The 22,586-nt window shown below is 71.0% G+C and carries 19 protein-coding genes; 10 read left to right on the top strand and 9 right to left on the bottom strand.

What is annotated here, in order from left to right; translation table 11 throughout:
* Positions 1–54 precede the first annotated feature (54 nt).
* From OG223_RS29510 to ssd, 4 genes are all read right to left on the bottom strand, one after another.
* Positions 55–864, bottom strand: coding sequence for a type II secretion system F family protein (locus OG223_RS29510; protein WP_329255010.1), 810 nt, complete (start codon positions 862–864; stop codon positions 55–57).
* Between the two features lie 617 nt (positions 865–1,481).
* A complete protein-coding gene (locus tag OG223_RS29505; protein ID WP_329255008.1) occupies positions 1,482–2,354 on the bottom strand; it encodes a type II secretion system F family protein in 873 nt (290 codons plus the stop codon).
* Positions 2,355–2,483: 129 nt separating this feature from the next.
* Positions 2,484–3,641: a TadA family conjugal transfer-associated ATPase gene (locus OG223_RS29500; protein WP_329255005.1), complete on the bottom strand. Its 1,158-nt coding sequence runs from the start codon at positions 3,639–3,641 to the stop codon at positions 2,484–2,486.
* Between the two features lie 449 nt (positions 3,642–4,090).
* Positions 4,091–5,194 (bottom strand): septum site-determining protein Ssd, encoded by a 1,104-nt coding sequence (gene ssd, locus OG223_RS29495; RefSeq protein WP_329255003.1) that lies wholly within the window; start codon positions 5,192–5,194, stop codon positions 4,091–4,093.
* Between the two features lie 584 nt (positions 5,195–5,778).
* Between ssd and OG223_RS29490 the strand changes: the two genes are divergently transcribed.
* Both OG223_RS29490 and OG223_RS29485 read left to right on the top strand, forming a co-directional pair.
* On the top strand, positions 5,779–6,612 hold the full coding sequence (locus OG223_RS29490) for an HAD family hydrolase (RefSeq protein ID WP_329255001.1): 834 nt from the start codon (positions 5,779–5,781) through the stop codon (positions 6,610–6,612).
* A 153-nt stretch (positions 6,613–6,765) separates the two neighbouring features.
* A complete protein-coding gene (locus OG223_RS29485; RefSeq protein WP_329255000.1) occupies positions 6,766–6,930 on the top strand; it encodes a hypothetical protein in 165 nt (54 codons plus the stop codon).
* Positions 6,931–6,959: 29 nt separating this feature from the next.
* Here the strand turns inward: OG223_RS29485 and OG223_RS29480 are convergent, their stop codons facing one another.
* A complete protein-coding gene (locus OG223_RS29480; protein ID WP_329254997.1) occupies positions 6,960–7,784 on the bottom strand; it encodes an oxidoreductase in 825 nt (274 codons plus the stop codon).
* Between the two features lie 101 nt (positions 7,785–7,885).
* Here OG223_RS29480 and OG223_RS29475 point away from each other — a divergent pair, with 101 nt between their 5' ends.
* Positions 7,886–8,866 (top strand): ATP-binding protein, encoded by a 981-nt coding sequence (locus tag OG223_RS29475; RefSeq protein ID WP_329254994.1) that lies wholly within the window; start codon positions 7,886–7,888, stop codon positions 8,864–8,866.
* Positions 8,867–8,887: 21 nt separating this feature from the next.
* Here the strand turns inward: OG223_RS29475 and OG223_RS29470 are convergent, their stop codons facing one another.
* Complete coding sequence (locus tag OG223_RS29470; protein WP_329254992.1) at positions 8,888–10,159, bottom strand: hypothetical protein; 1,272 nt, start codon at positions 10,157–10,159, stop codon at positions 8,888–8,890.
* 335 nt (positions 10,160–10,494) lie between these two features.
* Here OG223_RS29470 and OG223_RS29465 point away from each other — a divergent pair, with 335 nt between their 5' ends.
* From OG223_RS29465 to OG223_RS29440, 6 genes are all read left to right on the top strand, one after another.
* Complete coding sequence (locus tag OG223_RS29465; protein ID WP_329254990.1) at positions 10,495–13,020, top strand: bifunctional SulP family inorganic anion transporter/carbonic anhydrase; 2,526 nt, start codon at positions 10,495–10,497, stop codon at positions 13,018–13,020.
* Positions 13,021–13,144: 124 nt separating this feature from the next.
* Positions 13,145–15,148 carry an acetate--CoA ligase gene (gene acs, locus OG223_RS29460; RefSeq protein ID WP_329265539.1) on the top strand — a complete coding sequence of 668 codons (2,004 nt, stop codon included), beginning with the start codon at positions 13,145–13,147 and terminating at the stop codon, positions 15,146–15,148.
* 194 nt (positions 15,149–15,342) lie between these two features.
* Positions 15,343–16,782 (top strand): Na+/H+ antiporter NhaA, encoded by a 1,440-nt coding sequence (gene nhaA / locus OG223_RS29455; RefSeq protein ID WP_329254987.1) that lies wholly within the window; start codon positions 15,343–15,345, stop codon positions 16,780–16,782.
* Between the two features lie 44 nt (positions 16,783–16,826).
* A complete protein-coding gene (locus OG223_RS29450) occupies positions 16,827–17,312 on the top strand; it encodes a phage holin family protein (protein ID WP_329254984.1) in 486 nt (161 codons plus the stop codon).
* Positions 17,309–18,259 carry an alpha/beta fold hydrolase gene (locus tag OG223_RS29445; protein ID WP_329254981.1) on the top strand — a complete coding sequence of 317 codons (951 nt, stop codon included), beginning with the start codon at positions 17,309–17,311 and terminating at the stop codon, positions 18,257–18,259. Before OG223_RS29450 ends, OG223_RS29445 begins: the two co-directional genes overlap by 4 nt.
* Positions 18,260–18,397: 138 nt before the next feature.
* Positions 18,398–18,577, top strand: coding sequence for a hypothetical protein (locus OG223_RS29440; RefSeq protein WP_078623198.1), 180 nt, complete (start codon positions 18,398–18,400; stop codon positions 18,575–18,577).
* 44 nt (positions 18,578–18,621) lie between these two features.
* Here OG223_RS29440 and OG223_RS29435 read toward each other — a convergent pair whose 3' ends face one another.
* The 3 genes from OG223_RS29435 to nth all read right to left on the bottom strand — a co-directional run bounded on the left by OG223_RS29435 (position 18,622) and on the right by nth (position 21,594).
* Positions 18,622–19,821, bottom strand: a complete 1,200-nt coding sequence (locus OG223_RS29435; RefSeq protein ID WP_329254978.1) for a MarP family serine protease — start codon at positions 19,819–19,821, stop codon at positions 18,622–18,624.
* 120 nt (positions 19,822–19,941) lie between these two features.
* Entirely contained in the window at positions 19,942–20,631 is a 690-nt protein-coding gene (locus OG223_RS29430) for an NUDIX hydrolase (RefSeq protein ID WP_329254976.1), read from the bottom strand.
* A gap of 84 nt (positions 20,632–20,715) precedes the next feature.
* On the bottom strand, positions 20,716–21,594 hold the full coding sequence (nth, locus tag OG223_RS29425; protein ID WP_443073755.1) for an endonuclease III: 879 nt from the start codon (positions 21,592–21,594) through the stop codon (positions 20,716–20,718).
* 252 nt (positions 21,595–21,846) lie between these two features.
* Between nth and OG223_RS29420 the strand changes: the two genes are divergently transcribed.
* Positions 21,847–22,521, top strand: coding sequence for a Crp/Fnr family transcriptional regulator (locus tag OG223_RS29420; RefSeq protein WP_019063754.1), 675 nt, complete (start codon positions 21,847–21,849; stop codon positions 22,519–22,521).
* Positions 22,522–22,586: the final 65 nt, after the last annotated feature.

Raw genomic sequence — 22,586 nt, 5'->3', positions numbered from 1 at the left:
GATGAGCCGTTCGTGGTCATTCGGTCCTACGTCCGTCACCGCTCGCTCTCCCCGTCAGCCGCCACCCCCTCCCACTCCCCCCGCTCCGCCCGCGAGCCCGATGACCACGGGCAGCACGCCGACCGCGATGAACGCGGGCAGGAAGCACAGGCCCACCGGTGCGGTCACCAAGACGGCGGCCCGCCGGGCCCGTGCCGTCGTGGTGCGGGTCCAGTCGGCGCGGGCCTCCGCCGCGAGCCGGGCGACCGGTCCGGCGGCGGGGAGCCCCGACTCGTCGGCCCGTTCGAGCAGCCGGGCCAGCGGGCCGGCGCCCGGAAGCGCGGCCAACCTCCGCCAAGCGTCCGCCGGTTCACCGCCGAGCCGTACCTCCGCCGCCGCACGCGCCAGCCGTTCCCCCACGGGCCCCGCGAGGGCCTCTCCGACGGCCTGGGAGGCGATCACCGGCGAGGCTCCGGCGGCGATGCAGGCGGCCAGCAGATCGGCGGCGAGGGGGAGTTGGCGGGCGGCGGTGGCGGCATCGCGCTCGGCGACGGTGTCCTCGGCCGCCTGTTGACGGCGCCACCGCCACAGCCCGACCGCGACGGCGGCCCCCACCACGACTCCGACGACCCCACCGACCAACACCCACCCGGCGCCCACGACACCCACGGCGGGCAACCACCGCCGTGCAACGCCCCGAACCTCGAACCGCCGCCCGGCAGACGGCACTTCCCGAGCTCTCCGAACTTCCCGAAGCAGCAGCCCGGCCAGCCGCCGCCGAGCCCTCCGCTCCCGCCGCAGCTCGTCCAGCCACCGCACCGAACACCCCACGACCAGCACCGCCCCCAAGACCACCCCCAGCCTGTGGACAACTTCCGCACTCACGCCGCCTCCTCTCTCCGACTCCGGCCGACTTCCACTTCCGCAACCACGCCCACGCCCACACCTCTCCCAGCCATCGCCGTGCACCTGATCGCCTCAATCCCGCCGACCCCGAATCCCAACGGCGGGCCGATCACGCCCTGGTGACGCTCTGATTCGGCATCGCGTTGAGGCCTCTGGCACCTCCCAGTCCCAGTCCCGACCGCTGGCCCCCCGTGGCCTCGCGCCATCCCCGGCTCAGTAGAGCCACGGAGACGTCCGGCACGGGTCACCCCCGCATCCCGACCGCCGATCCCGCCGATCCCGCCGATCCCGCCGACGCCACCGCGTCCTCCGCACGGCCGACCCATCACGCCCCGCGCCGGCCGATGACGCCCTCGTGCCACCCCGGCTCAACACCGCGACCGAAACCCCAGCACCGCCAACTCCGCATCTGGCCGCCGGCCCACCGCGCCCTCATATCGCCCCGGACCAACACACCCACCGCGACCTCCGGCACGACCAACCCCGAACCCCGGCCGCCGGCCCACCACGCCCCCGGGCCACCCCGCCCCAGCAAGGCCACCAAGGCCCCGGCGCCGCCCGTGCCCCTCCGCCACCGGCGACCACCGCTCCCCCGCTCACGCCGTCTCCACCCCCCGCACGATCCGCAGCGCCCACCACAACCCCAAGCCCTCCAGCAACCCCCCGACCACCAGGCACCCCAACCCCGCCCCGCTGTGCAGCAGCACCCGCAACGGATCCGCACCCATCGCCGCGCCCAGCAACAACCCGAGCACCGGCAACCCGGCGAGCATCACCGCGGTGGCCCGCGCCCCCGCCAACTGGGCGCGGAGATCGGCCCGTTGATCCCGGTCGGCGCGCAACGCCCCTTCGAGCCGGTCCAGTCCCGCCGCGAGCCCGGCTCCCTGGTCCACGGCGACCCGCCAGCACGCCGCCAGCCCCAACAGGCCGTCCCCGCCCGGCTGTCGTGCCGCCGAGGTGAGCGCACCCGGCACATCCCCGCCGAACCGCGCCGCCGCCAACACCCCGGCCTGCGCCTCACCCAGCCCGCCGGAGTCACGCGCCGCCCGCAGCAAGGCCTCCCCCGGCTGCCGCCCGGCACGTACCTCCCCGGCGAGCGCCGAGCACAGCGCGATCACCGCGTCCCCGCGCAACTCCCGTGCCCGCCGCGCCTCCCCGGCCAGCCGCACCCGGCGCAGCAACGGCACCCCGACCGCCCCCGCGACGACCGGAATGACCGAGGCCCCCAACACCGCCAGCACCACCCCGGCACCCAGCGACCACCACTCGGCCCGCAACCGGCCCCGGATCCGCCGCAGTTCGCCCACGGCCCGCTCCCACGAGGGCGGCCCGGCACCCACCGCCCCACCACCCGCGAACAGCAACTCCGCCCGCCGCACCCCGGATTGCCGCCCACCCATCGACCAGACCAGGGCCCCGATACACAGAGCGGCCACCCCGACCGACACGTCACCCAACCCCACACTCATCGCCACTCCCACTCCCACTCGCTGTCACTGCCACCCGACCCGCACGCACGTCCATCACCACTCCCACTCGCCGCAGCGGAGGCCCACACACGCCCTCATCACCCCGCCCCCGCACCGAAGTTCACCCCCCTAACCCCCGTCACCCCCACTCCGAATCAACCCCCGCAACCGCTCCCACCCCCGCTCATACGCGAACGCCTCCGCACCCCACCGCAGCGCCGGCACCGTCCGCACCAGCCCCGACGGGTCCCGCTCCAGGACATGGACCTCGGCGATCCGTCGCCGCCCGGCCCGGTCCCGTACGAGGTGCAGGACCACCGACAGCGCGGCCGCCAACTGGCTGTGCAGCGCGGCCCGGTCGAGGCCGGCGGCCGTACCCAGGGCCTCCAGGCGGGCGGGGACATCGGCCGCCGCGTTCGCGTGGACGGTCCCGCAGCCACCTTCGTGGCCCGTGTTGAGCGCGGCGAGCAGGTGAACGACCTCCGGGCCGCGCACCTCGCCGACGACCAGCCGGTCCGGCCGCATCCTCAGTGCCTGGCGGACCAGGTCCTGGAGCGTGACGAGCCCGGCGCCCTCCTGGTTCGCGGGTCGGCTCTCCAGCCGTACGACGTGCGGATGGTCCGGCTTCAACTCGGCCGAGTCCTCGGCGAGCACGATCCGCTCACCCGGCCCGACCAGTCCGAGCAACGCGCTCAGCAGCGTCGTCTTGCCGCTGCCGGTGCCGCCGCTGATCAGGAACGAGAGCCGTGCCTCGATCAGCGCCCGCAGGATGCGGTCCCCGCCCGGCGGCACCGTGCCCGCCGTCACCAGTTCGCCGAGCGTGAACGCACGCGGTCGTACGACACGCAGTGACAGACAGGTGCAGCCGACGGCGACCGGGGGCAGTACGGCGTGCAGGCGGGTCCCGTCTGGCAACCGGGCGTCGGCCCAGGGCCGTGCGTCGTCCAGTCGGCGTCCGGCCACCGCGGCCAGGCGCTGCGCGAGACGTCGTACGGCTGCCGCGTCCGGGAAGGAGACGGTGGTCAGCTCCAGGCCGCCGCCCCGGTCGACCCACACCCGGTCCGGGGCCGACACGAGGACGTCGGTCACCGAGGAGTCGGCGAGCAGGGACTCCAGCGGGCCGCTGCCCACCAGCTCGGACCGCAACTGCTCGGCCGCGCCCAGCACTTCGGCATCACCCAGCACCCTCCCCTGCTCCCGCAACGCCTGTGCCACCCGCGCGGGCGTCGGCTCACCCCCGCTCTCGGCCAGCCACCGCCGCACACCGTCGAGCAGCCCGACAGGCATCCCCGCCCCGCCGCTCGCCCCGACCTCATGCGAAGCCCACCGCCCCGGAGCACCCGCCAAGTCCCGCACCCGCTCGGGCCCGACAGCCCCGCTCGCCCGGATCTCATCCGAAGCCCACCGAGCCGAAACCCCCACCGAATCCCGCACCCGCTCAAGCCCGACAGCCGCCCCGCTCGCCCCCGAAGCCCACCGCCCCGAAGCCCCCGGCTGCTCCAGCCCGACCGCCCCACTAGCTGGCGGGACACCTACCGAACCTCCGTCGGCAAAGGCCACGCCCCTCCGCGCAGCCGCGGCACCTCCCTCCACCAAGGACGCGCCCCTCAACACGCCCGCCGAACCACCCGTCCCCGCAGGCCCAGGCAAACCGCTCCCCAGGCTCCCCGCCGAACCACTCCGGGAGGAGAGCGCACCGCCCCGCCCGGAATTCCCCGCACCCTTCACCAGCCGCCTCATACGCCACCCGCCTCGACCAACGCCCGCTCCAGGAACTCCCGGCAGAACCGCGCCAGCGGCCCCCTCCCGGCCGCCCCCGGCGGTGCCTTGCCCTCGTGCGGCCGCAACAGGCCCGATTCGAGCGGCACTTCGCCCGCCAGTGGCAGGCCGAGCAGGCGGGACACCTCGCGGTCGTCCAGGCCGGGGGCGTACGGCCCGCGTACGGCCACGCGCAGGTCGCGCAGGACCATGCCGACCGCGGACGCCACCCGTCCGGCCGCGGCCACGGCGCGCAGTTCGGCGGGGACCACCAGGAGGCCCACATCGAGTTGGGCGAGGGCCTCGGCGACCCCGTCGTCGATGCGGCGGGGCAAGTCGACCACGACCGTGCCGCCGCGCCGTCGGGCCGCGGCGAGCACCGCCCGCACCGCCTGGGGCGGGATGGCGACGCAGTCGCCGCGGTCCCAACTGAGCACCCGGAGCGAGTGGAGCTCGGGGAGCGACTCCTCCAGGGCGCCGCCGCCGACCCGGCCGCGCGAGGCGGCGAACGCGGGCCAGCGCAGGCCTTCGGTGCTCTCGCCGCCGAGGAGTACGTCGAGTCCGCCGCCCAGGGGATCCGCGTCCACCAGGAGCGTGCGCAGCCCCTCACGCGCGGAGGTGACGGCGAGGGCGCACGCGAGCGTGGACGCTCCGGCCCCGCCGCGGCCGCCGATGACACCGACGGTGAGCGCGGGGCGGCCGACGCCCTCGGCCACATCGGCGATGCGGTCGACCAGCCACTGCTCGCCGTCAGGAAGCATCAGGACGTGGTCGGCGCCGATCTCGACGGCGCGCCGCCAGACCCCCGAGTCGTCCTGGTCCCGGCCGACCAGCACCACCCCGCGCCGGCGCGCGGCCCCGCGCACCCGCCGGGCCGCGTCGTCGCCGACCAGGACGAGCGGCGCCGTCTCCCAGCCGCCCTGGCGCTCCGGCACCCCGTGGTGGACCTCGGGTGTCGCGCCGGCCGCCGCGCACAGGCGCAGCAGGTCGTCGAGGAGTTCGGCGTCCTCGGTGACGATCAGCGGTCCGCCCTGTCGCCCTCCGGTGGCGGGCGGCGGATCGTGTGTGACAGTTCCGGCCATGTGCTCCATCCCCCATCGCTGTGTCTCTCGCGTCGCCCCTGCGGTCCCGCGATTCCCAAACGTGCGGAAAACCGGTGTCCGGCCTCCATATGCACGGCCGACAGAAACCGGCCAAACGCGTCCGACAAACGGAACCGGCCATGAACTCGCCGCGAGCGAGGACGCGTTGGAATCACAGTGCGGGCATCGCGGAAAGCGTGTGGATCTTGGTCGAAATCTGTGGACAACTCAGGGCCTGTGAATATCGCCTTCACCCATACCGGTGACCCCTGTACCGGCCTCTGCGCGAGTTCCACAGCGCAGTCCGCCAGCTACACACGGTGACGAGCCCTGGGCATGAAAAAGAGGCGGCACCAGCCGCCTCGGGATGGCCTCACGACCACGTGCAGGGAGGGAAAATGCGTCCGGACATGCGACGACCCCCACCGGGGGGGAGAGTGGGGGTCGCCTTCACGGCCGACTCGGGGGGGGAGGAGTCGGGCCGCGTTAGCACGGTCGCGAACGATCCGTGACTTCCATGGTGTACCCGAGAGGCCTCTCAGGCAAACCCACGCGCCTCACCTTACGCCGAATGGGCTGCACCTATGCTCTGGGTTGTGGAAAGCCACTCCTTGCCCCGCACAGCAGCCTTCTTTGACCTGGACAAGACGGTCATTGCGAAGTCGAGCACGCTCACCTTCGGCAAGTCCTTCTACCAAGGCGGACTGATCAACCGCAGGGCCGCCCTGCGGACCGCCTATGCGCAGTTCGTCTTCCTCACCGGCGGCGCCGACCACGACCAGATGGAGCGGATGCGCAAGTACCTGTCCGCACTCTGCCGCGGCTGGAACGTCCAGCAGGTCAAGGAGATCGTCGCCGAGACGCTGCACGACCTGATCGACCCGATCATCTACGACGAGGCCGCCTCCCTCATCGAGGAGCACCACACGGCCGGCCGTGACGTGGTGATCGTGTCCACGTCCGGTGCCGAGGTGGTCGAGCCGATCGGTGAACTCCTGGGCGCGGACCGGGTGGTGGCGACCCGCATGGTCGTCGGCGACGACGGCTGCTTCACCGGAGAGGTGGAGTACTACGCCTACGGCCCGACGAAGGCCGAGGCGATCAAGGAGCTGGCCCAGTCCGAGGGGTACGACCTCGACCGCTGCTACGCCTACAGCGACTCCGCGACCGATGTACCGATGCTCGAGTCCGTGGGCCACCCCTACGCCGTGAACCCGGACCGCGCACTGCGTCGCGAGGCCCTCGCGCGCGGGTGGCCGATTCTCGACTTCAACCGCCCCGTCCGGCTCAAGCAGCGGCTGCCCGCGCTCTCCGTACCGCCCCGCCCGGCGCTGGTCGTGGCTGCGGCCGTGGGTGCCGCGGCGGCCACGGCGGGGCTCGTCTGGTACGCGAGCCGACGCAAGGCGGCGACCGTTTAGACCGGTTGATAGCCCTTTGAACGTAAAAGTAAAGAAGCGCGGCCAGGGGTTCCGCTTCCTCCAGGGCTGGAGTACAAAGGATTCAACGGCCCGCGAGACCAAGGACATCCGAAAGGATCACCTTAATAACGCATTTGGCCCCACGGACCGCGCATGAACACCGAGCACCCACGCGACGTCGACCCGTCGATTACGGGCCAGCCGCACCAGGCGACGGGCAATGTTCCCGACCTGATGGGCAATATTTCGAGGACGCTTGGTAACCCGGTTGAACATGCCAGCGGCGGTACGAATCCTCGTACCGCCGCATCCCTTTAACGGCCCTCCAGTAGAGGGCCATTTCGCTGTCAGGCGGCTCCGCGCTGGAGCGCCTCGCACACCGCCGTCGACTCGCGCGCCCCCAGCTCGACCGCCCTGCCGCAGTGCGCGATCCAGGCGGCCATGCCCTCCGGGGTGCCGGAGACGTACCCGTCCAGCGCCGCCAGATAGGCCGCGCGCCCCAGTTCGGCGTGGCCGACCTCCGCCGGGCAGACGGACTTCGGGTCGAGGCCGCTGCCGATGAGGACGATCCGCTCGGCCGTGCGCGCGACCAGGCCGTTGCGGGAGGCGAAGGGCCGCAGGGCGAGCAGCTCGCCGTGCACGACGGCGGCCGTCACCAGCGCCGGCGCCGAACCGCCCGCGATGATCAGGTCCGAGAGTCCGTCCAGGCGGGCGGACACCTCGGCCGCGCCGGGCAGCGGGAGTTCGACGAGCGGCTCGTCGACCGGCTCCCCCTGCTGCCTCGGCCGTCCGACCTCGTCGCCGTTGCTCGCGGCGGCCACCAGATGCAGCCGGGCGAGCACCCTGAGGGGCGACTGCCGCCAGATGGACAACAGTTGGCCCGCCTCGGCCGACAGCCTCAGGGCCGCGCCCATCGTGCGGGCCTCCGGGTCGCCGCTGAAGTCGGTACGCCGGCGCACCTCTTCGAGTGCCCAGTCGGCCCCGGACAGCGCGGCCGAGCCACGCGCGCCGCGCAGTGCCGCCTCGGCGGTGATCTCGTTGCTCCGGCGCCGCATGACCCGGTGCCCGTAGACGCGGTCCACGGCCTTGCGCATGGACTCGACGGACTCGGCCACGGTGGGCAGCGTGCCCAGGGCCGCGAGCGGATCGGCGGTCGCACCTGTCGTACTCATGAGTACGACAGTAGCCATCCCGGGGGTGCGCTCCACGATTGAGTGGTCTTCTTCACGCACACCTGCCACTTAGAGCTATGACCCGACTACGCTTCGTGAACATGAAAATTGCTTTCGTCGGGAAGGGCGGCAGCGGGAAGACCACCCTGTCCTCCCTGTTCATCCGCCACCTCGCGGCCACCGCCCAGCCGGTCGTCGCCGTCGACGCCGACATCAACCAGCACCTGGGCCCCGCCCTCGGCCTGGCCGAGGCGGAGGCCGCCGCACTGCCCGCACTCGGCGAACACCTCCCCCTGATCAAGAACTACCTGCGCGGCACCAACCCGCGCATCGCCTCCGCCGACACGATGATCAAGACCACCCCGCCCGGCGAGGGCTCCCGGCTGCTGCGGGTGCGTGAGAACAATCCTGTCTACGACGCCTGCGCGCGACCGGTGGAACTCGACGGCGGCGCCGTCCGTTTGATGGTCACGGGCCCCTTCACGGACGCCGACCTGGGGGTCTCCTGCTACCACTCCAAGACGGGAGCGGTGGAGCTGTGCCTGAACCACCTGGTGGACGGGCGCGACGAGTTCGTCGTGGTGGACATGACGGCGGGCTCGGACTCCTTCGCCTCCGGCATGTTCACCCGCTTCGACATCACGTTCCTGGTGGCCGAGCCGACTCGGAAGGGGGTCTCCGTCTATCGCCAGTACAAGGAGTACGCCCGCGACTTCGGGGTCGTCCTGAAGGTCGTCGGCAACAAGGTGCAGGGCCAGGACGACCTCGACTTCCTCCGCGCCGAAGTCGGGGACGACCTGCTCGTGACGGTGGGGCACTCGGACTGGGTGCGCGCCATGGAGAAGGGCCGGCCGCCCCGGTTCGAGCTCCTGGAGGACGCCAACCGCCGCGCCCTGCGCCTGCTGGAGATCGCCGCCGACGCGACGTACGCACTGCGTGACTGGGAGCGCTACACGCGTCAGACGGTGCACTTCCACCTGAAGAACGCGCAGAGTTGGGGCAACGAACGCACCGGAGCCGACCTGGCGGCGCAGGTCGACCCCGGTTTCGTACTCGACGAGAACGTCAGCGCCACCGTGTGAGGCGCGCTCCTTCCCGACCGCCTACTGCTTGACCGCCGGCGCCCCGGGCACGCCCTTCGGGGCCGGGGCGGGGCGGCCGGTCAGGAAGGACGTCCAGCCCGGCTTGGGTGCCTCGCCGACGTTCAGGGTGCGCAGCTTCGCCAGGGTCCCCGGGTCCTGGGCGTCCAGCCAGTCGGACAGTTGCCGGAAGGACACGCAGCGTGTCTCGGGCTTGTTGCAGACCTTCTCGATGACCTCGTCGAGGGCACGCATGTAGGTGCCGCCGTTCCAGGACTCGAAGTGGTTGCCGATGACCAGGGGCGCGCGGTTGCCGTCGTAGGCCCGGTCGAAGCCCTTGAGCAGGCCGTCACGCATCTCGTCGCCCCACTGGTCGAACTTGGCGGGGTCGCCCTGGGTCTGCGTGCCGGACTGGTTGACCATGAAGTTGTAGTCCATGGTCAGTTGCTCGTAGGTGTGGCCGGGGAAGGGGACGAGCTGCATGGACAGGTCCCACAGCCCCTCCTTCTTCTTGGGCCAGATCTGGTCGTTGACCCCGCTGGTGTCGTAGCGGAAGCCCAGCTGGCTCGCCGCCTTCATGAAGTTGGCCTGGCCCTCCAGGCAGGGCGTGCGGGCGCCGACCAGTTCCTTGTCGTAGTCGAAGGGCAGCGAAGACGCCTTCTTCATACCGGAGTTGGTCTTCCAAGTCTTCACGAACTGCTTCGCCTGGGCGATCTCACTCTTCCACTCGGCGACCGACCACTCGCCGACCCCGCCGTTCTTGCCGCAGAAGTGACCGTTGAAGTGAGTGCCGATCTCGTTGCCCTCCAGCCACGCCAGGCGCAACTGCTTCACGGTGTCGGAGATGCCCTGCTCGTCGTTGAAGCCGATGTCCGAGCTGCCCGGCGAGTGCTCCGGGGGCTTGTAGAGGTCGCGCTTGTCCTCCGGCAGCATGTACACGCCGCTGAGGAAGTACGTCATGTTCGCGTGGTTGGCCTGGGAGACCTTGCGGAAGTGGGAGAACAGCTTCTGACTGTCCTCGCCGGCGCCGTCGAAGGAGAACACCACGAACTGCGGGGGCTTCTGGCCGGGCTTGAGCCGCTCGGGTCTGGGCAGATGCGGCTGCGCCCCGGTGTACGACGTGGAGCCGTCCCCGATCAGACGGACTCCGCTCTTGGGCGCCGGGGCGGGCGCCGCCTTGTGCAGACCGTGCGCTCCGCTCGGGGAACCGTTGTCACCGATCGCACAACCGGCGAGCGACGCGGCACAGGCCGCGGCGATCACGGCGCCCGCGGTGAACCTCTGGGTGGCGGCCATGTCCGCCCACCTTCTTCCTTCGTTCGGACCGACGCCGGTCAGGGCGTTTTCTGGCGATGTGCCGGGATTCCCGGCAGCGCCGCCAAGGTCGCACGGGGCCGAAGGTGGGATTAGTACGACAAGCCGATGAAATTGGCACTTCACTCAGCTCGGTGACTTATTAGCCCATTTGCCCGCAAAGTCTATGCTCGACCTTTACTCTGCATTACGATCCATTTACCGAGCGTTGAGATATCCCGCCGCTGCACGCCGTGACCCACGGCCGCGACCGACCCCCGCCATCGACGGGGACCACCAGTTCCGCGACCGCGCTGCCCCGGAGGAGACGGGAAGACATGTCAGCCTGCGTACGCACCCGCGCCACCGACTCGGACACGAATCGGACGAAGCGCGTCCACCAGCCCCACAGCCCACCGCCGCCCGCGCACCGCCGCTTCCGCATCGCGGGCGCCGATGTGTCGGCCTCCGTCGCGGTCTTCCTGATCGCCCTGCCCCTGTCCCTCGGTATCGCCCTCGCCACCGGCGCGCCCCTCCAGGCCGGCCTGGTCGCCGCCGCGGCGGGCGGACTGGTCGCCGGCCTGCTCGGCGGCTGCCCCCTCCAGGTCAGCGGGCCGGCCGCCGGACTCACCGTGGTCACCGCCGACCTGATCCACCGCTACGGATGGCGGACGACCTGCGCGGTCACCGTCCTCGCGGGCCTGGCCCAACTCGCCCTGGGCTGCCTGCGTGTGGCCCGCGCCGCGCTCGCCGTCAGCCCCGCGATCGTGCACGGCATGCTGGCCGGCATCGGTGTCACCATCGCCGTCGCCCAACTGCACATCGTGCTGGGCGGCACCCCGCAGAGCTCGGTCCTCGCCAACCTCCGCGCGCTGCCCGCCCAGTTGGCGGACCTGCACCCGGCCGACGTGGCGATGAGCGTGCTGACGCTGGCCCTTCTGCTGCTGTGGCCGCGCGTCCCCGGCCGGCTCGGGCGTCTGATGCGCAAGATCCCGGCCGCGCTCGTCGCCGTCACCGGGGCCACGCTCACCGCCTCCTTCGCCGGGCTGAGCCTGGCCAAGGTCGACCTGCCGTCCTGGAGCAGCCACGCGCTGGCCGGACTTCCCGAGGGTCCGGTGCTCGGCATCGCCGCCGCCGTGCTGACCACCACGCTGGTGTGCAGCGTGCAGTCGCTGCTCGGCGCGGTCGCCGTGGACAAGCTGGTCGCCGGGCAGCCCGGGCTCTCCGCCCGCGTCGGCCGCTCCGACCTGAACCGTGAACTGCTGGGCCAGGGCGCCGCCAACATCGTCTCCGGCGCGCTCGGCGGACTGCCGGTCGCGGGCGTCGCCGTACGGAGTTCGGCGAATGTGCAAGCCGGTGCCGTGAGCCGGAACTCCACGATGCTGCACGGCGTTCTCGTAGTGATCGCCGCGCTGCTGATGGTCCCGGTGCTGGAGCTGATTCCCCTCGCTTCGCTCGCCGCACTCGTGATGGCCGTCGGCATCCAGATGGTGTCCCTGCACCACATCCGCACGGTGACCCGCCACCGAGAAGTGCTGGTCTACGCCGTCACCACCCTCGGCGTGGTCTTCCTCGGCGTCCTGGAGGGCGTGCTCCTCGGAGTCACCGTGGCCGTCGCCGTCGCCCTCAGCCGCCTGGCCCACACCCGCATTACCCACGACGAACAGGAAGGAGTCCATCACGTACACGTCCGAGGGCAGTTGACGTTCCTCGCGGTGCCGCGGCTCAGCCGCACCCTGCATCTCGTACCCCAAGGCGCCCACGTCGTCGTGGAGTTGGACGGTTCGTTCATGGACCACGCGGCGTACGAGTCACTGCAGGACTGGCAGAACGCACACACCGCGCGCGGAGGCTCCGCCGAACTGACCGGACGGCGTACGGGAGTTCGCGTCGCAGAGCCGGGCCGCACCGGGGGCGAGGCGACACCGGCCGACACCGCGACCGGCGCGACGAGCGAGGCTCGGACCGGCACCCCGACCGCGTCCACCGCATCCACCGCCTGCCGCTGCCACCCCTGGACGCCCTGGCGCAACCACCATTGCGAGCACCCACGGTCCGCGCCCCCGAGCGACCCCACCCCCGAATCAACCGACCGTCCAGCACCGGGCACCGCACCCGGCACCGCCACCCCGAGCGGCACCGGCACGAACACCCACCCCGGCCCCGGTGGTCACCAACTGGCCCGTGGCATCAGCGCGTTCCAGCGCAACACCGCGCCCCTCGTGCGGAGCGAGCTGGCCCGGCTGGCCAGGGAAGGGCAGCAGCCCTCGCAGCTCTTCCTGACCTGCGCGGACTCTCGGCTGGTGACGTCGATGATCACCTCCAGTGGTCCCGGCGACCTGTTCGTCGTACGGAACGTGGGCAACCTCGTGCCGCCGCCCGGCGAGGAGAGCGGGGACGACTCGGTGGCCGCGGCGATCGAGTACGCGGTGGATGTACTGCGCGTGAGATCGATCACGGTGTGCGGGCACTCCGGGTGCGGAGCCATGCAGGCGCTGCTCAACTCCGCGCCCGATTGCCTCGACTCCGAGCCGGGGAGCGCCCGGACGCCGCTGAAGCGGTGGCTGCGGCACGGGCTGCCGAGCCTGGAGCGGATGGCCGACGACGGCCGGCCCTGGGCGAGGTTGGCCACCAGGGCGCCCGCCGACGCCGTGGAACAGCTCTGTCTGACCAATGTGGTGCAGCAGTTGGAGCATCTGCGGGGGCATGAGTCGGTGGCGCAGGCCTTGCGGGAGGGGGCGTTGGAGCTGCAGGGGATGTACTTCCACGTCGGTGAGGCGCAGGCGTACTTGCTGAGCGGGGAGAGCGGGGAAGGCGAGGACGAGTTGTTCACCGATGTGGGGGCGGTGGACATGTCGGCCTGAACCTCCTTCACCCGGCGTCCGTGGGTACGAAAGACCCCCGCCACGCAGGTTGTCCGCGGGTCCGGTGACAGGTCTAAACCAATATTTCGACGACCCTTGTCATCGGACCCCCGGGTCTGATGAGCTGGCCCGGGACACAACGGACACCCTGGGAAAGGCAGATGCCGTGAGCAACGAAAGCCTGGCCAACCTGCTCAAGGAAGAGCGCAGGTTCGCACCCCCCGCGGACCTGGCGGCGCACGCCAACGTCACCGCGGAGGCGTATGAGCAGGCCAAGGCTGACCGGCTCGGCTTCTGGGCCGCGCAGGCCCGCCGCCTGAGCTGGGCCAAGGAGCCGAGCGAGACGCTGGACTGGTCGAACCCGCCGTTCGCCAAGTGGTTCAAGGACGGCACGCTCAACGTGGCGTACAACTGCGTGGACCGGCACGTCGAGGCGGGCAACGGCGACCGGGTCGCCATCCACTTCGAGGGCGAGCCCGGCGACAGCCGCGCGATCACCTACGCGGAGCTGAAGGACGAGGTCTCCAAGGCCGCGAACGCCCTGCTGGAGCTGGGAGTTCAGAAGGGCGACCGGGTCGCCGTCTACATGCCGATGATCCCGGAGACCGCGGTCGCGATGCTCGCGTGCGCCCGGATCGGCGCCGCGCACTCCGTCGTCTTCGGCGGCTTCTCGGCGGACGCGCTCGCGACCCGGATCCAGGACGCGGACGCCAAGGTCGTCATCACCACGGACGGCGGCTGGCGGCGCGGCAAGCCGTCCGCGCTCAAGCCGGCCGTGGACGACGCGGTCGACCGCCCGGACAGCGGCGTCGAGCACGTCCTCGTGGTCCGCCGTACGGGCCAGGAGGTCGCCTGGAACGACGAGCGGGACGTGTGGTGGCACGAGATCGTCGACCGGCAGTCGGCGGAGCACACGCCCGAGGCGTTCGAGGCGGAGCAGCCGCTGTTCATCCTCTACACGTCCGGTACGACGGGTAAGCCCAAGGGCATCCTGCACACCTCCGGCGGCTACCTCACCCAGGCCGCGTACACCCACCACGCCGTCTTCGACCTCAAGCCGGAGACCGACGTCTACTGGTGCACGGCCGACGTCGGCTGGGTCACCGGCCACTCGTACATTGTCTACGGCCCGCTGGCGAACGGCGCGACCCAGGTCATGTACGAGGGCACGCCCGACACCCCGCACCAGGGCCGCTTCTGGGAGATCGTGCAGAAGTACGGGGTGACGATCCTGTACACGGCGCCGACCGCGATCCGTACGTTCATGAAGTGGGGCGACGACATCCCCGCGAAGTTCGACCTCAGCAGCCTGCGCATCCTGGGGTCCGTCGGCGAGCCGATCAACCCCGAGGCGTGGATCTGGTACCGCAAGCACATCGGCGCCGACAGGACGCCGATCGTGGACACCTGGTGGCAGACCGAGACCGGCGCGATGATGATCTCGCCGCTGCCGGGCGTGACCGAGACCAAGCCCGGTTCGGCGCAGACGCCGCTGCCCGGCATCTCCGCGACGGTCGTCGACGACGAGGCGAACGAGGTGCCGAACGGCGGTGGCGGTTACCTGGTCCTGACCGAGCCGTGGCCGTCGATGCTGCGCACCATCTGGGGCGACGACCAGCGGTTCCTCGACACGTACTGGTCGCGTTTCCCCGGCAAGTACTTCGCCGGTGACGGTGCGAAGAAGGACGACGACGGCGACATCTGGCTGCTCGGGCGCGTGGACGACGTGATGCTCGTGTCCGGGCACAACATCTCCACCACCGAGGTCGAGTCGGCGCTCGTCTCGCACCCGTCCGTGGCCGAGGCGGCCGTGGTCGGCGCGGCCGACGAGACGACCGGGCAGGCGATCGTCGCGTTCGTCATCCTGCGCGGCACGGCGAACGCGGACGACGAGAACCTCGTGAGCGACCTGCGCAACCACGTCGGCGCCGTCCTCGGCCCGATCGCCAAGCCCAAGCGGGTCCTCCCGGTGGCCGAGCTGCCGAAGACCCGCTCCGGCAAGATCATGCGCCGCCTGCTGCGGGACGTGGCGGAGAACCGCGCGCTCGGAGACGTCACGACCCTGACCGACTCCTCCGTCATGAACCTCATCCAGGCGAAGCTTCCGGCGGCGCCGAGCGAGGACTGACCTGCGCATACGACGACGAGGGGCGCCCAGCGGAGAACGTGCCGGGCGCCCCTTTCGCGCATAACGTGAGATCCGCAGGACCCGTCCCGCCGCACCTTAGGTAAACTAAGCAAAGCGTCAAAGACGCGACAAGGTGCGCCGGGAAGTCTGGTCGGCAAGTGCTCTGTGCTGCCCGCCACCCTGGAGGTCTCCCCGTGACCGCGCCCCGCCCCACCACCCCCCGCAAGGTGTTCGGACGCCTGTCCCTGCCCGAGCGGAACTTCGTCGCGGACGCGCTGCGCACCGAGACCGTCGGCGGTGTCCTCCTCCTGATCGCCGCGGTCACCGCGCTGATCTGGGTCAACGTCCCCGCCCTGCACGACAGCTACGAGAGCGTCAGCCACTTCCACCTCGGCCCCGCCGCCCTCGGCCTGCACCTCTCGATCGCCCACTGGGCCGCCGACGGCCTCCTCGCCGTCTTCTTCTTCGTCGCCGGCATCGAACTCAAGCGCGAACTGGTCGCCGGCGACCTGCGCGACCCCAAGGCCGCCGCCCTGCCCGTCGTCGCGGCCCTGTGCGGAATGGCCGTACCGGCACTCGTGTACACGCTGACGAGCCTCACCGGTGGCGGCTCCCTCCAGGGCTGGGCGGTGCCGACCGCCACCGACATCGCCTTCGCGCTCGCCGTCCTCGCGGTCATCGGCACTTCGCTGCCGAGCGCCCTGCGCGCCTTCCTGCTCACCCTCGCCGTCGTCGACGACCTCTTCGCGATCCTGATCATCGCGATCTTCTTCACCGCCCGCATCGACTTCGTAGCGCTCGCCGGGGCGGCCGTGGGCCTCGCCGTCTTCTGGCTGCTGCTGCGCCGGGGCGTGCGCGGCTGGTACGTCTACGTCCCGCTCGCGCTCGTGATCTGGGCGCTGATGTACAACAGCGGCGTCCACGCCACGATCGCCGGTGTCGCGATGGGCCTGATGCTGCGCTGCACCACCCGCGAGGACGAGGACCACTCCCCCGGCGAGCACATCGAACATCTCGTGCGGCCCCTGTCGGCGGGCCTCGCGGTGCCGCTGTTCGCACTGTTCAGCGCCGGGGTCGCCATCTCCGGCGGCGCCCTGGGAGACGTATTCACGAAGCCCGAAACCCTTGGCGTGGTCCTCGGGCTGGTCGTCGGCAAGGCGGTCGGGATCTTCGGCGGGACCTGGCTGACGGCCCGTTTCACCCGGGCCTCGCTCAGCGACGACCTCGCCTGGCCGGACGTGTTCGCGGTCGCCTCGCTGGCCGGCATCGGCTTCACCGTGTCGCTGCTCATCGGGGAACTCGCGTTCGACGGCGACCAGGTGCTCACCGACGAGGTCAAGGCGGCCGTCCTCGTCGGCTCCGTCGTCGCGGCCCTCTGCGCGACCGTGTTGCTCAAGCTGCGCAACGCCCGGTACCGCAGGATGTACGAGGACGAGGAGCGCGACGAGGATCTCGACGGCATCCCCGACATCTACGAGCAGGACGACCCGGCGTACCACCTGCGCATGGCCGAACTCCACGACCGCAAGGCCGCCGAGCACCGCAGGCTCGCCGAGGTGAAGGCCGCCGAGCAGCGGCGAGGGCTTGCCGAAGTGGCGGGCGGGGCAGGCGAGGACAACGACGGTCCGGCATGATCTGACCAGACGGCACAAAACACATGGGGAAGAGGGAGTACGCGATGAGCGCACCCGACGGCAGCCCGGTCGGCGCCGAACGCAGCATCGGCCAGTTGTTCGCCTCGGCGACGACCGAGATGTCCGCGCTGGTGCACGACGAGATCGCACTGGCCAAGGCGCAGCTCAAGCAGGACGTCAAGCGCGGCGCGGCGGGCGGCGGCGCGTTCACGGTCGCCGCGGTGGTCCTGCTGTTCTCCCTGCCGATGCTCAACTTCGCGCTGGCGTACGGCATCCGTACCTGGAGCGGCTGGAACCTGGCGCTCTGCTTCCTGCTCTCCTTCGCGGCGAACGTGCTCGTCGCGGTCGTCCTCGCACTGATCGGCGTGCTCTTCTTCAAGAAGGCCGCGAAGAGCAAGGGCCCGCAGAAGGTGGCCGCTTCGGTGAAGGAGACCGCGGGCGTCCTGGGCAACGCCAAGCCGCATCCGCGCCCGGCGATCGAGGACCGTGTCCCCGAAGCCATCGAGGCTGTGGCACGCTCGTCCTCATGACGGACCCCGCTCATCCTTGGGCACAACCTGCTTCGGTCGTACGACTCGACATTCCCGGCGGGCGCGAGGTGACCCACCGGGATGTCGCGGCCAACGGCGCGCGCTTCCACATCGCGGAGGTGGGCGACGGGCCGCTGGTGCTGCTGCTGCACGGCTTCCCCCAGTTCTGGTGGACCTGGCGGCACCAGTTGGGCGCGCTGGCCGACGCCGGGTTCCGGGCCGTCGCCATGGACCTGCGGGGCGTCGGCGGCAGCGACCGCACCCCGCGCGGCTACGACCCGGCCAACCTCGCCCTCGACATCACCGGCGTGATCCGCTCGCTCGGCGAGCCGGACGCCGCGCTGGTCGGCCATGACCTGGGCGGCTATCTGGCGTGGACGGCCGCCGCGATGCGCCCCAAGCTGGTGCGCCGGCTCGCCGTCTCCTCGATGCCGCACCCCCGGCGCTGGCGCTCCGCGATGCTCTCCGACGTCAGGCAGTCGACCGCGAGTTCCTACATCTGGGGGTTCCAGCGCCCCTGGCTCCCCGAGCGGCAACTCCTCGCCGAGGACGCCGAGTTGGTGGGCAAGCTGATCCGGGACTGGTCCGGCGCGAGCCTGCCCGACGACGAGGCGATCGAGGCGTACCGGCGGGCCATGCTGATCCCGTCGACCGCCCACTGCTCGATCGAGCCGTACCGCTGGATGGTGCGGTCGATGGCACGCCCGGACGGCATCCAGTTCAACCGGCGCATGAAGCGCCCGGTGCGGGTGCCGACGCTGCATCTGCACGGCTCGCTCGACCCGGTGCTGCGCACCCGCAGCGCGGCGGGTTCCGGGGAGTACGTCGAAGCGCCGTACCGCTGGCGGCTGTTCGACGGTCTCGGGCACTTCCCGCACGAGGAGGACCCGGCTGTGTTCTCCACCGAACTGGTCAACTGGCTGAAGGATCCCGAACCCGATCGGTGACCGATCAGTGACCGTCCCGCCGCGCCCGGTATCCGGATCTGAACACCTGTACTACGAACGGCCACTTGCCTCGCGCATACGCCAATTGGGGCCCCAAGGGGTGGTTATCGACCTTGGGGCAGGGGCAGACGGAGGGGTATGGGCTGGACGCACGACTACAGTGACGCAGCACGCAATCGCCGCTCGGACCACGGTCTGAGCTCCCACCAACGGGGCGCCCCGCAACTCCAGGGCACAGACCTCAGGGTGGGGATCCCGCGCATTCTGCGCCGCCGGGCCCGCTGGGTCTCGGTACGGCTGCGTCATCCTCGAGGCTGACGCACCCCCCTTTTTTTGAAGCGACCGGCCGTGCCAAGCCGGGCTCACAGCGCGCAACTGTCGCTGTCCACCTGCTCGTTCGCACTGCGCCCCTTGACGATGTCCTCCTGGATCTCGTCGGCGGTGAGCGCGTACCCGGTGTCGGGGTCGTCGAGGGACTTCGCGAAGACCACGCCGTACACCTTGCCCTCGGGCGTGAGCAGCGGGCCGCCGGAGTTGCCCTGGCGGACGGTCGCGTAGAGCGAGTACACATCGCGGCGGACCGTGCCGCGGTGGTAGATGTCCGGGCCGTTGGCCGTGATGCGTCCCCGCACGCGTGCGGCCCGGACGTCGTACGACCCGTTCTCCGGGAAGCCGGCGACGATCGCGCTGTTGCCGCTCGTGGCGTCCTTGGTCGCGAACTGGAGGGAGCGCGCCTTCAGGTCGGGTACGTCGAGTACGGCGATGTCGCGGTGCCAGTCGTAGAGGACGACCTTGGCGTCGTACTTGCGGCCCTGGCCGCCTATCTGGACGGTGGGTTCGTCGACGCCGCCGACGACGTGCGCGTTGGTCATCACCCGGCGGTCGCCGAAGACGAAGCCGCTGCCCTCCAGGACCTTGCCGCAGCTCTGGGCGGTGCCCATGACCTTGACGATGGACTGCTGGGCGCGGGTGGCGACGGCGCTGGAGGCGAGGGCCGGGTCGGGCGGCTGGACGTCGTTGATCGGCTCGTTCGCGAAGGGGCTGAAGACCTGCGGGAAACCGTTCTGCGCGAGGACCGAGGAGAAGTCCGCGAACCAGGTGTCGGCCTGCGAGGGCAGCGCCCGGGAGACCCCCAGCAGCACCTTGGAGCTGCGGACCTCCTTGCCGAGCGTCGGAAGGGTGGTACCGGCCAGGGCGGAGCCGATCAGCCAGGCGACCAGGAGCATCGCGAGGACGTTGACGAGGGCGCCGCCGGTCGCGTCCAGTGCGCGGGCCGGGGACCAGGTGATGTACCGACGCAGTTTGTTGCCGAGGTGGGTGGTCAGGGCCTGGCCGACGGAGGCGCAGACGATGACGACGATCACCGCGACGACGGCCGCGGTGGTGCTGACCTCCGACTTGTCGGTCAGCGCGTCCCAGAGCACGGGCAGCGTGTAGACGGCGACCATGCCGCCGCCCAGGAACCCGATCACCGACAGGATGCCGACGACGAACCCCTGGCGATAGCCCACGATCGCGAACCACACGGCGGCGACCAGCAGCAGGATGTCCAGCACGTTCACCGGTTCAGGCCTCGCCTCAGCACTTCGCGATCACTCCAGGTCGGTCGGGGGGCCGGCCCGCCGCGCAGCGGCAATCGGATACGGCGTCCCCCGGGAAGACACAGCACGACGGACACCTTGTCATGACCGCCAGTCGAGGGGGACCTGCTTCTCGCGGTCCCAGGGGCGCTCCCAGCCCGCGTAGTGCAAAAGGCGGTCGATGACTCCGGCCGTGAAACCCCAGACAAGTGCCGATTCGACCAGAAATGCCGGACCCAGGAAGCCGCTGGGGTGCGTGACCGTGACTCTGTTGGCCGGATCCGTGAGATCCGCCACGGGGACCGTGAACACCCTCGCCGTCTCGTTCGGGTCGACCACTCCCACCGGTGTCGGCTCCCGCCACCAGCCCAGCACCGGTGTCACCACGAAGCCGCTCACCGGGATGTACAGCTTGGGCAGCACCCCGAAGAGCTGCACTCCGGCCGGGTCGAGCCCGGTCTCCTCCTCGGCTTCGCGGAGAGCGGCCCGCAAGGGCCCGTCGCCCGTCGGGTCGCCGTCCTCGGGGTCGAGGGCGCCACCGGGGAAGGACGGCTGCCCGGCATGCGACCGCAGCGAGGTCGACCGCTCCATGAGCAGCAGCTCGGGCCCCTGATCGCCCTCCCCGAAGAGGATCAGCACCGCCGACTGCCGTCCCGCCCCGTCCGCCGGGGGCAGAAACCGGCTCAACTGCAGCGGCTCGACCGTCTCCACGGCGTGCACCACCGGATCCAGCCAGTCGGGCAGCCCCTCCTTGCTGAGCCCCACACCCTGGGTATTGCTCGCGCGTGTCATCCCCCACCCCCGTTCACACTGATCAACGCCCGATACCTCCGAGATCGTTCCGTCATCCGGCCCCCGATGTCCCCGCTGCCGCCGTCACGCCGACCCGAGCGGCGGCGCCGGTTTCCCGCCCGCGTCCAGGTAGGACTGCGGAGGATTCAGGCGCTGGCCGGGATAGCCGCCCTTCTCGTACTTGAGCAGCTTCCTCGCCTTCTCCGGGTCGGTCTCGCCCTCGCCGTACGCCGGGCAGAGCGGGGCGATGGGGCAGGCGCCGCAGGCGGGCTTGCGGGCATGGCAGATCCGGCGGCCGTGGAAGATCACGTGGTGCGAGAGCATCGTCCAGTCGCTCTTCGGAAAGAGCGCTCCCACGGCGGCCTCGATCTTGTCGGGCTCCGTCGCCTCGGTCCACTTCCAGCGCCGTACGAGCCGCTGGAAATGCGTGTCCACGGTGATGCCGGGCCGCCCGAAGGCGTTGCCGAGCACCACGAAGGCGGTCTTGCGGCCCACACCGGGCAGCTTGACGAGATCTTCGAGCCGGCCCGGGACCTCGCCCCCGAAGTCCTCGACCAGGGCCTTGGAGAGGCCTATTACCGACTTCGTCTTGGCCCGGAAGAACCCGGTCGGGCGGAGGATCTCCTCGACCGTCTCCGGGTCGGCGGCGGCCAGGTCCTCGGGGGTCGGGTACTTGGCGAACAGGGCCGGCGTCGTCTGATTGACCCTCAGGTCGGTGGTCTGGGCGGACAGGACCGTCGCGACCACGAGCTGGAAGGGGTTCTCGAAGTCGAGCTCCGGGTGGGCGTACGGATAGATCTCGGCCAGCTCGCGGTTGATGCGGCGGGCGCGGCGGACGAGGGCCGTGTGCGATTCACTCTTCACACCCGCCACCACTTTTGCCCCCTTTGCCACTTTCTTTCCGCCACTCCTGCCGCCGTCAGGGCCCTGTTCGCCCACAGCGGAATCACGAGGTACAACCATCCGCCCAGCCCCCTTGGCCTGTGCTCTCACCGGCGATTTGGACACCCGGCCAGCCTAGAGCCCGGCACTGACATCCGCCCCGGACCCCGAAGATCAGCCCCCAATTGGACCCCTGCCGCTTACCTCGGGACACCTGTGCGGCATCCTTGTGACAGATCACACTGTTTGGACGGTCCAGCAAAATGGGGAGCACGGTCCCCTGGTAACAAGGGGGAGCACCATCCCCTGAGCAGGTCGACAAGGAGAGAACTCGTGGACGACGTTCTGCGGCGCGCCCCGCTCTTCGCGGCGCTCGATGACGATCAGGCCGCGGAGCTGCGCGCCTCCATGAGTGAGGTGACCCTCGCGCGCGGGGACTCCCTCTTTCACGAGGGCGACCCCGGCGACCGGCTCTATGTGGTCACCGAGGGCAAGGTGAAGCTTCACCGCACCTCCCCGGACGGCCGCGAGAACATGCTGGCCGTCCTCGGCCCCGGCGAGCTGATCGGCGAGCTGTCGCTGTTCGACCCGGGCCCGCGTACGGCGACCGCCAGCGCGCTGACCGAGGTCAAGCTGCTGGGTCTGGGCCACGGCGACCTCCAGCCCTGGCTGAGCGCCCGCCCCGAGGTGGCCTCCGCGCTGCTGCGCGCGGTCGCCCGCCGGCTGCGCAAGACCAACGACGCGATGTCCGACCTGGTCTTCTCGGACGTCCCCGGCCGCGTGGCCCGCGCCCTGCTGGACCTCTCCCGCCGCTTCGGCGTGCAGTCCGAGGAGGGCATCCACGTGGTGCACGACCTCACGCAGGAGGAGCTGGCCCAACTGGTCGGCGCGTCCCGCGAGACGGTCAACAAGGCGCTCGCCGACTTCGCGGGCCGCGGCTGGCTGCGCCTGGAGGCCCGCGCGGTGATCCTGCTGGACGTGGAGCGGCTGGCCAAGCGCTCCCGCTGAGGACCGCCGGCCGACGACCGCTCGCTGCTCGCTGAGGACAGTTTTCGTACGACTACGAAGGGCCC

It is taken from the genome of Streptomyces sp. NBC_01478 (genome assembly GCF_036227225.1).
Taxonomy (GTDB): Bacteria; Actinomycetota; Actinomycetes; order Streptomycetales; family Streptomycetaceae; genus Streptomyces.
The sequence above is the reverse complement of the archived record's forward strand: the minus strand, read 5'-3'. Positions and strand labels throughout refer to the sequence as shown.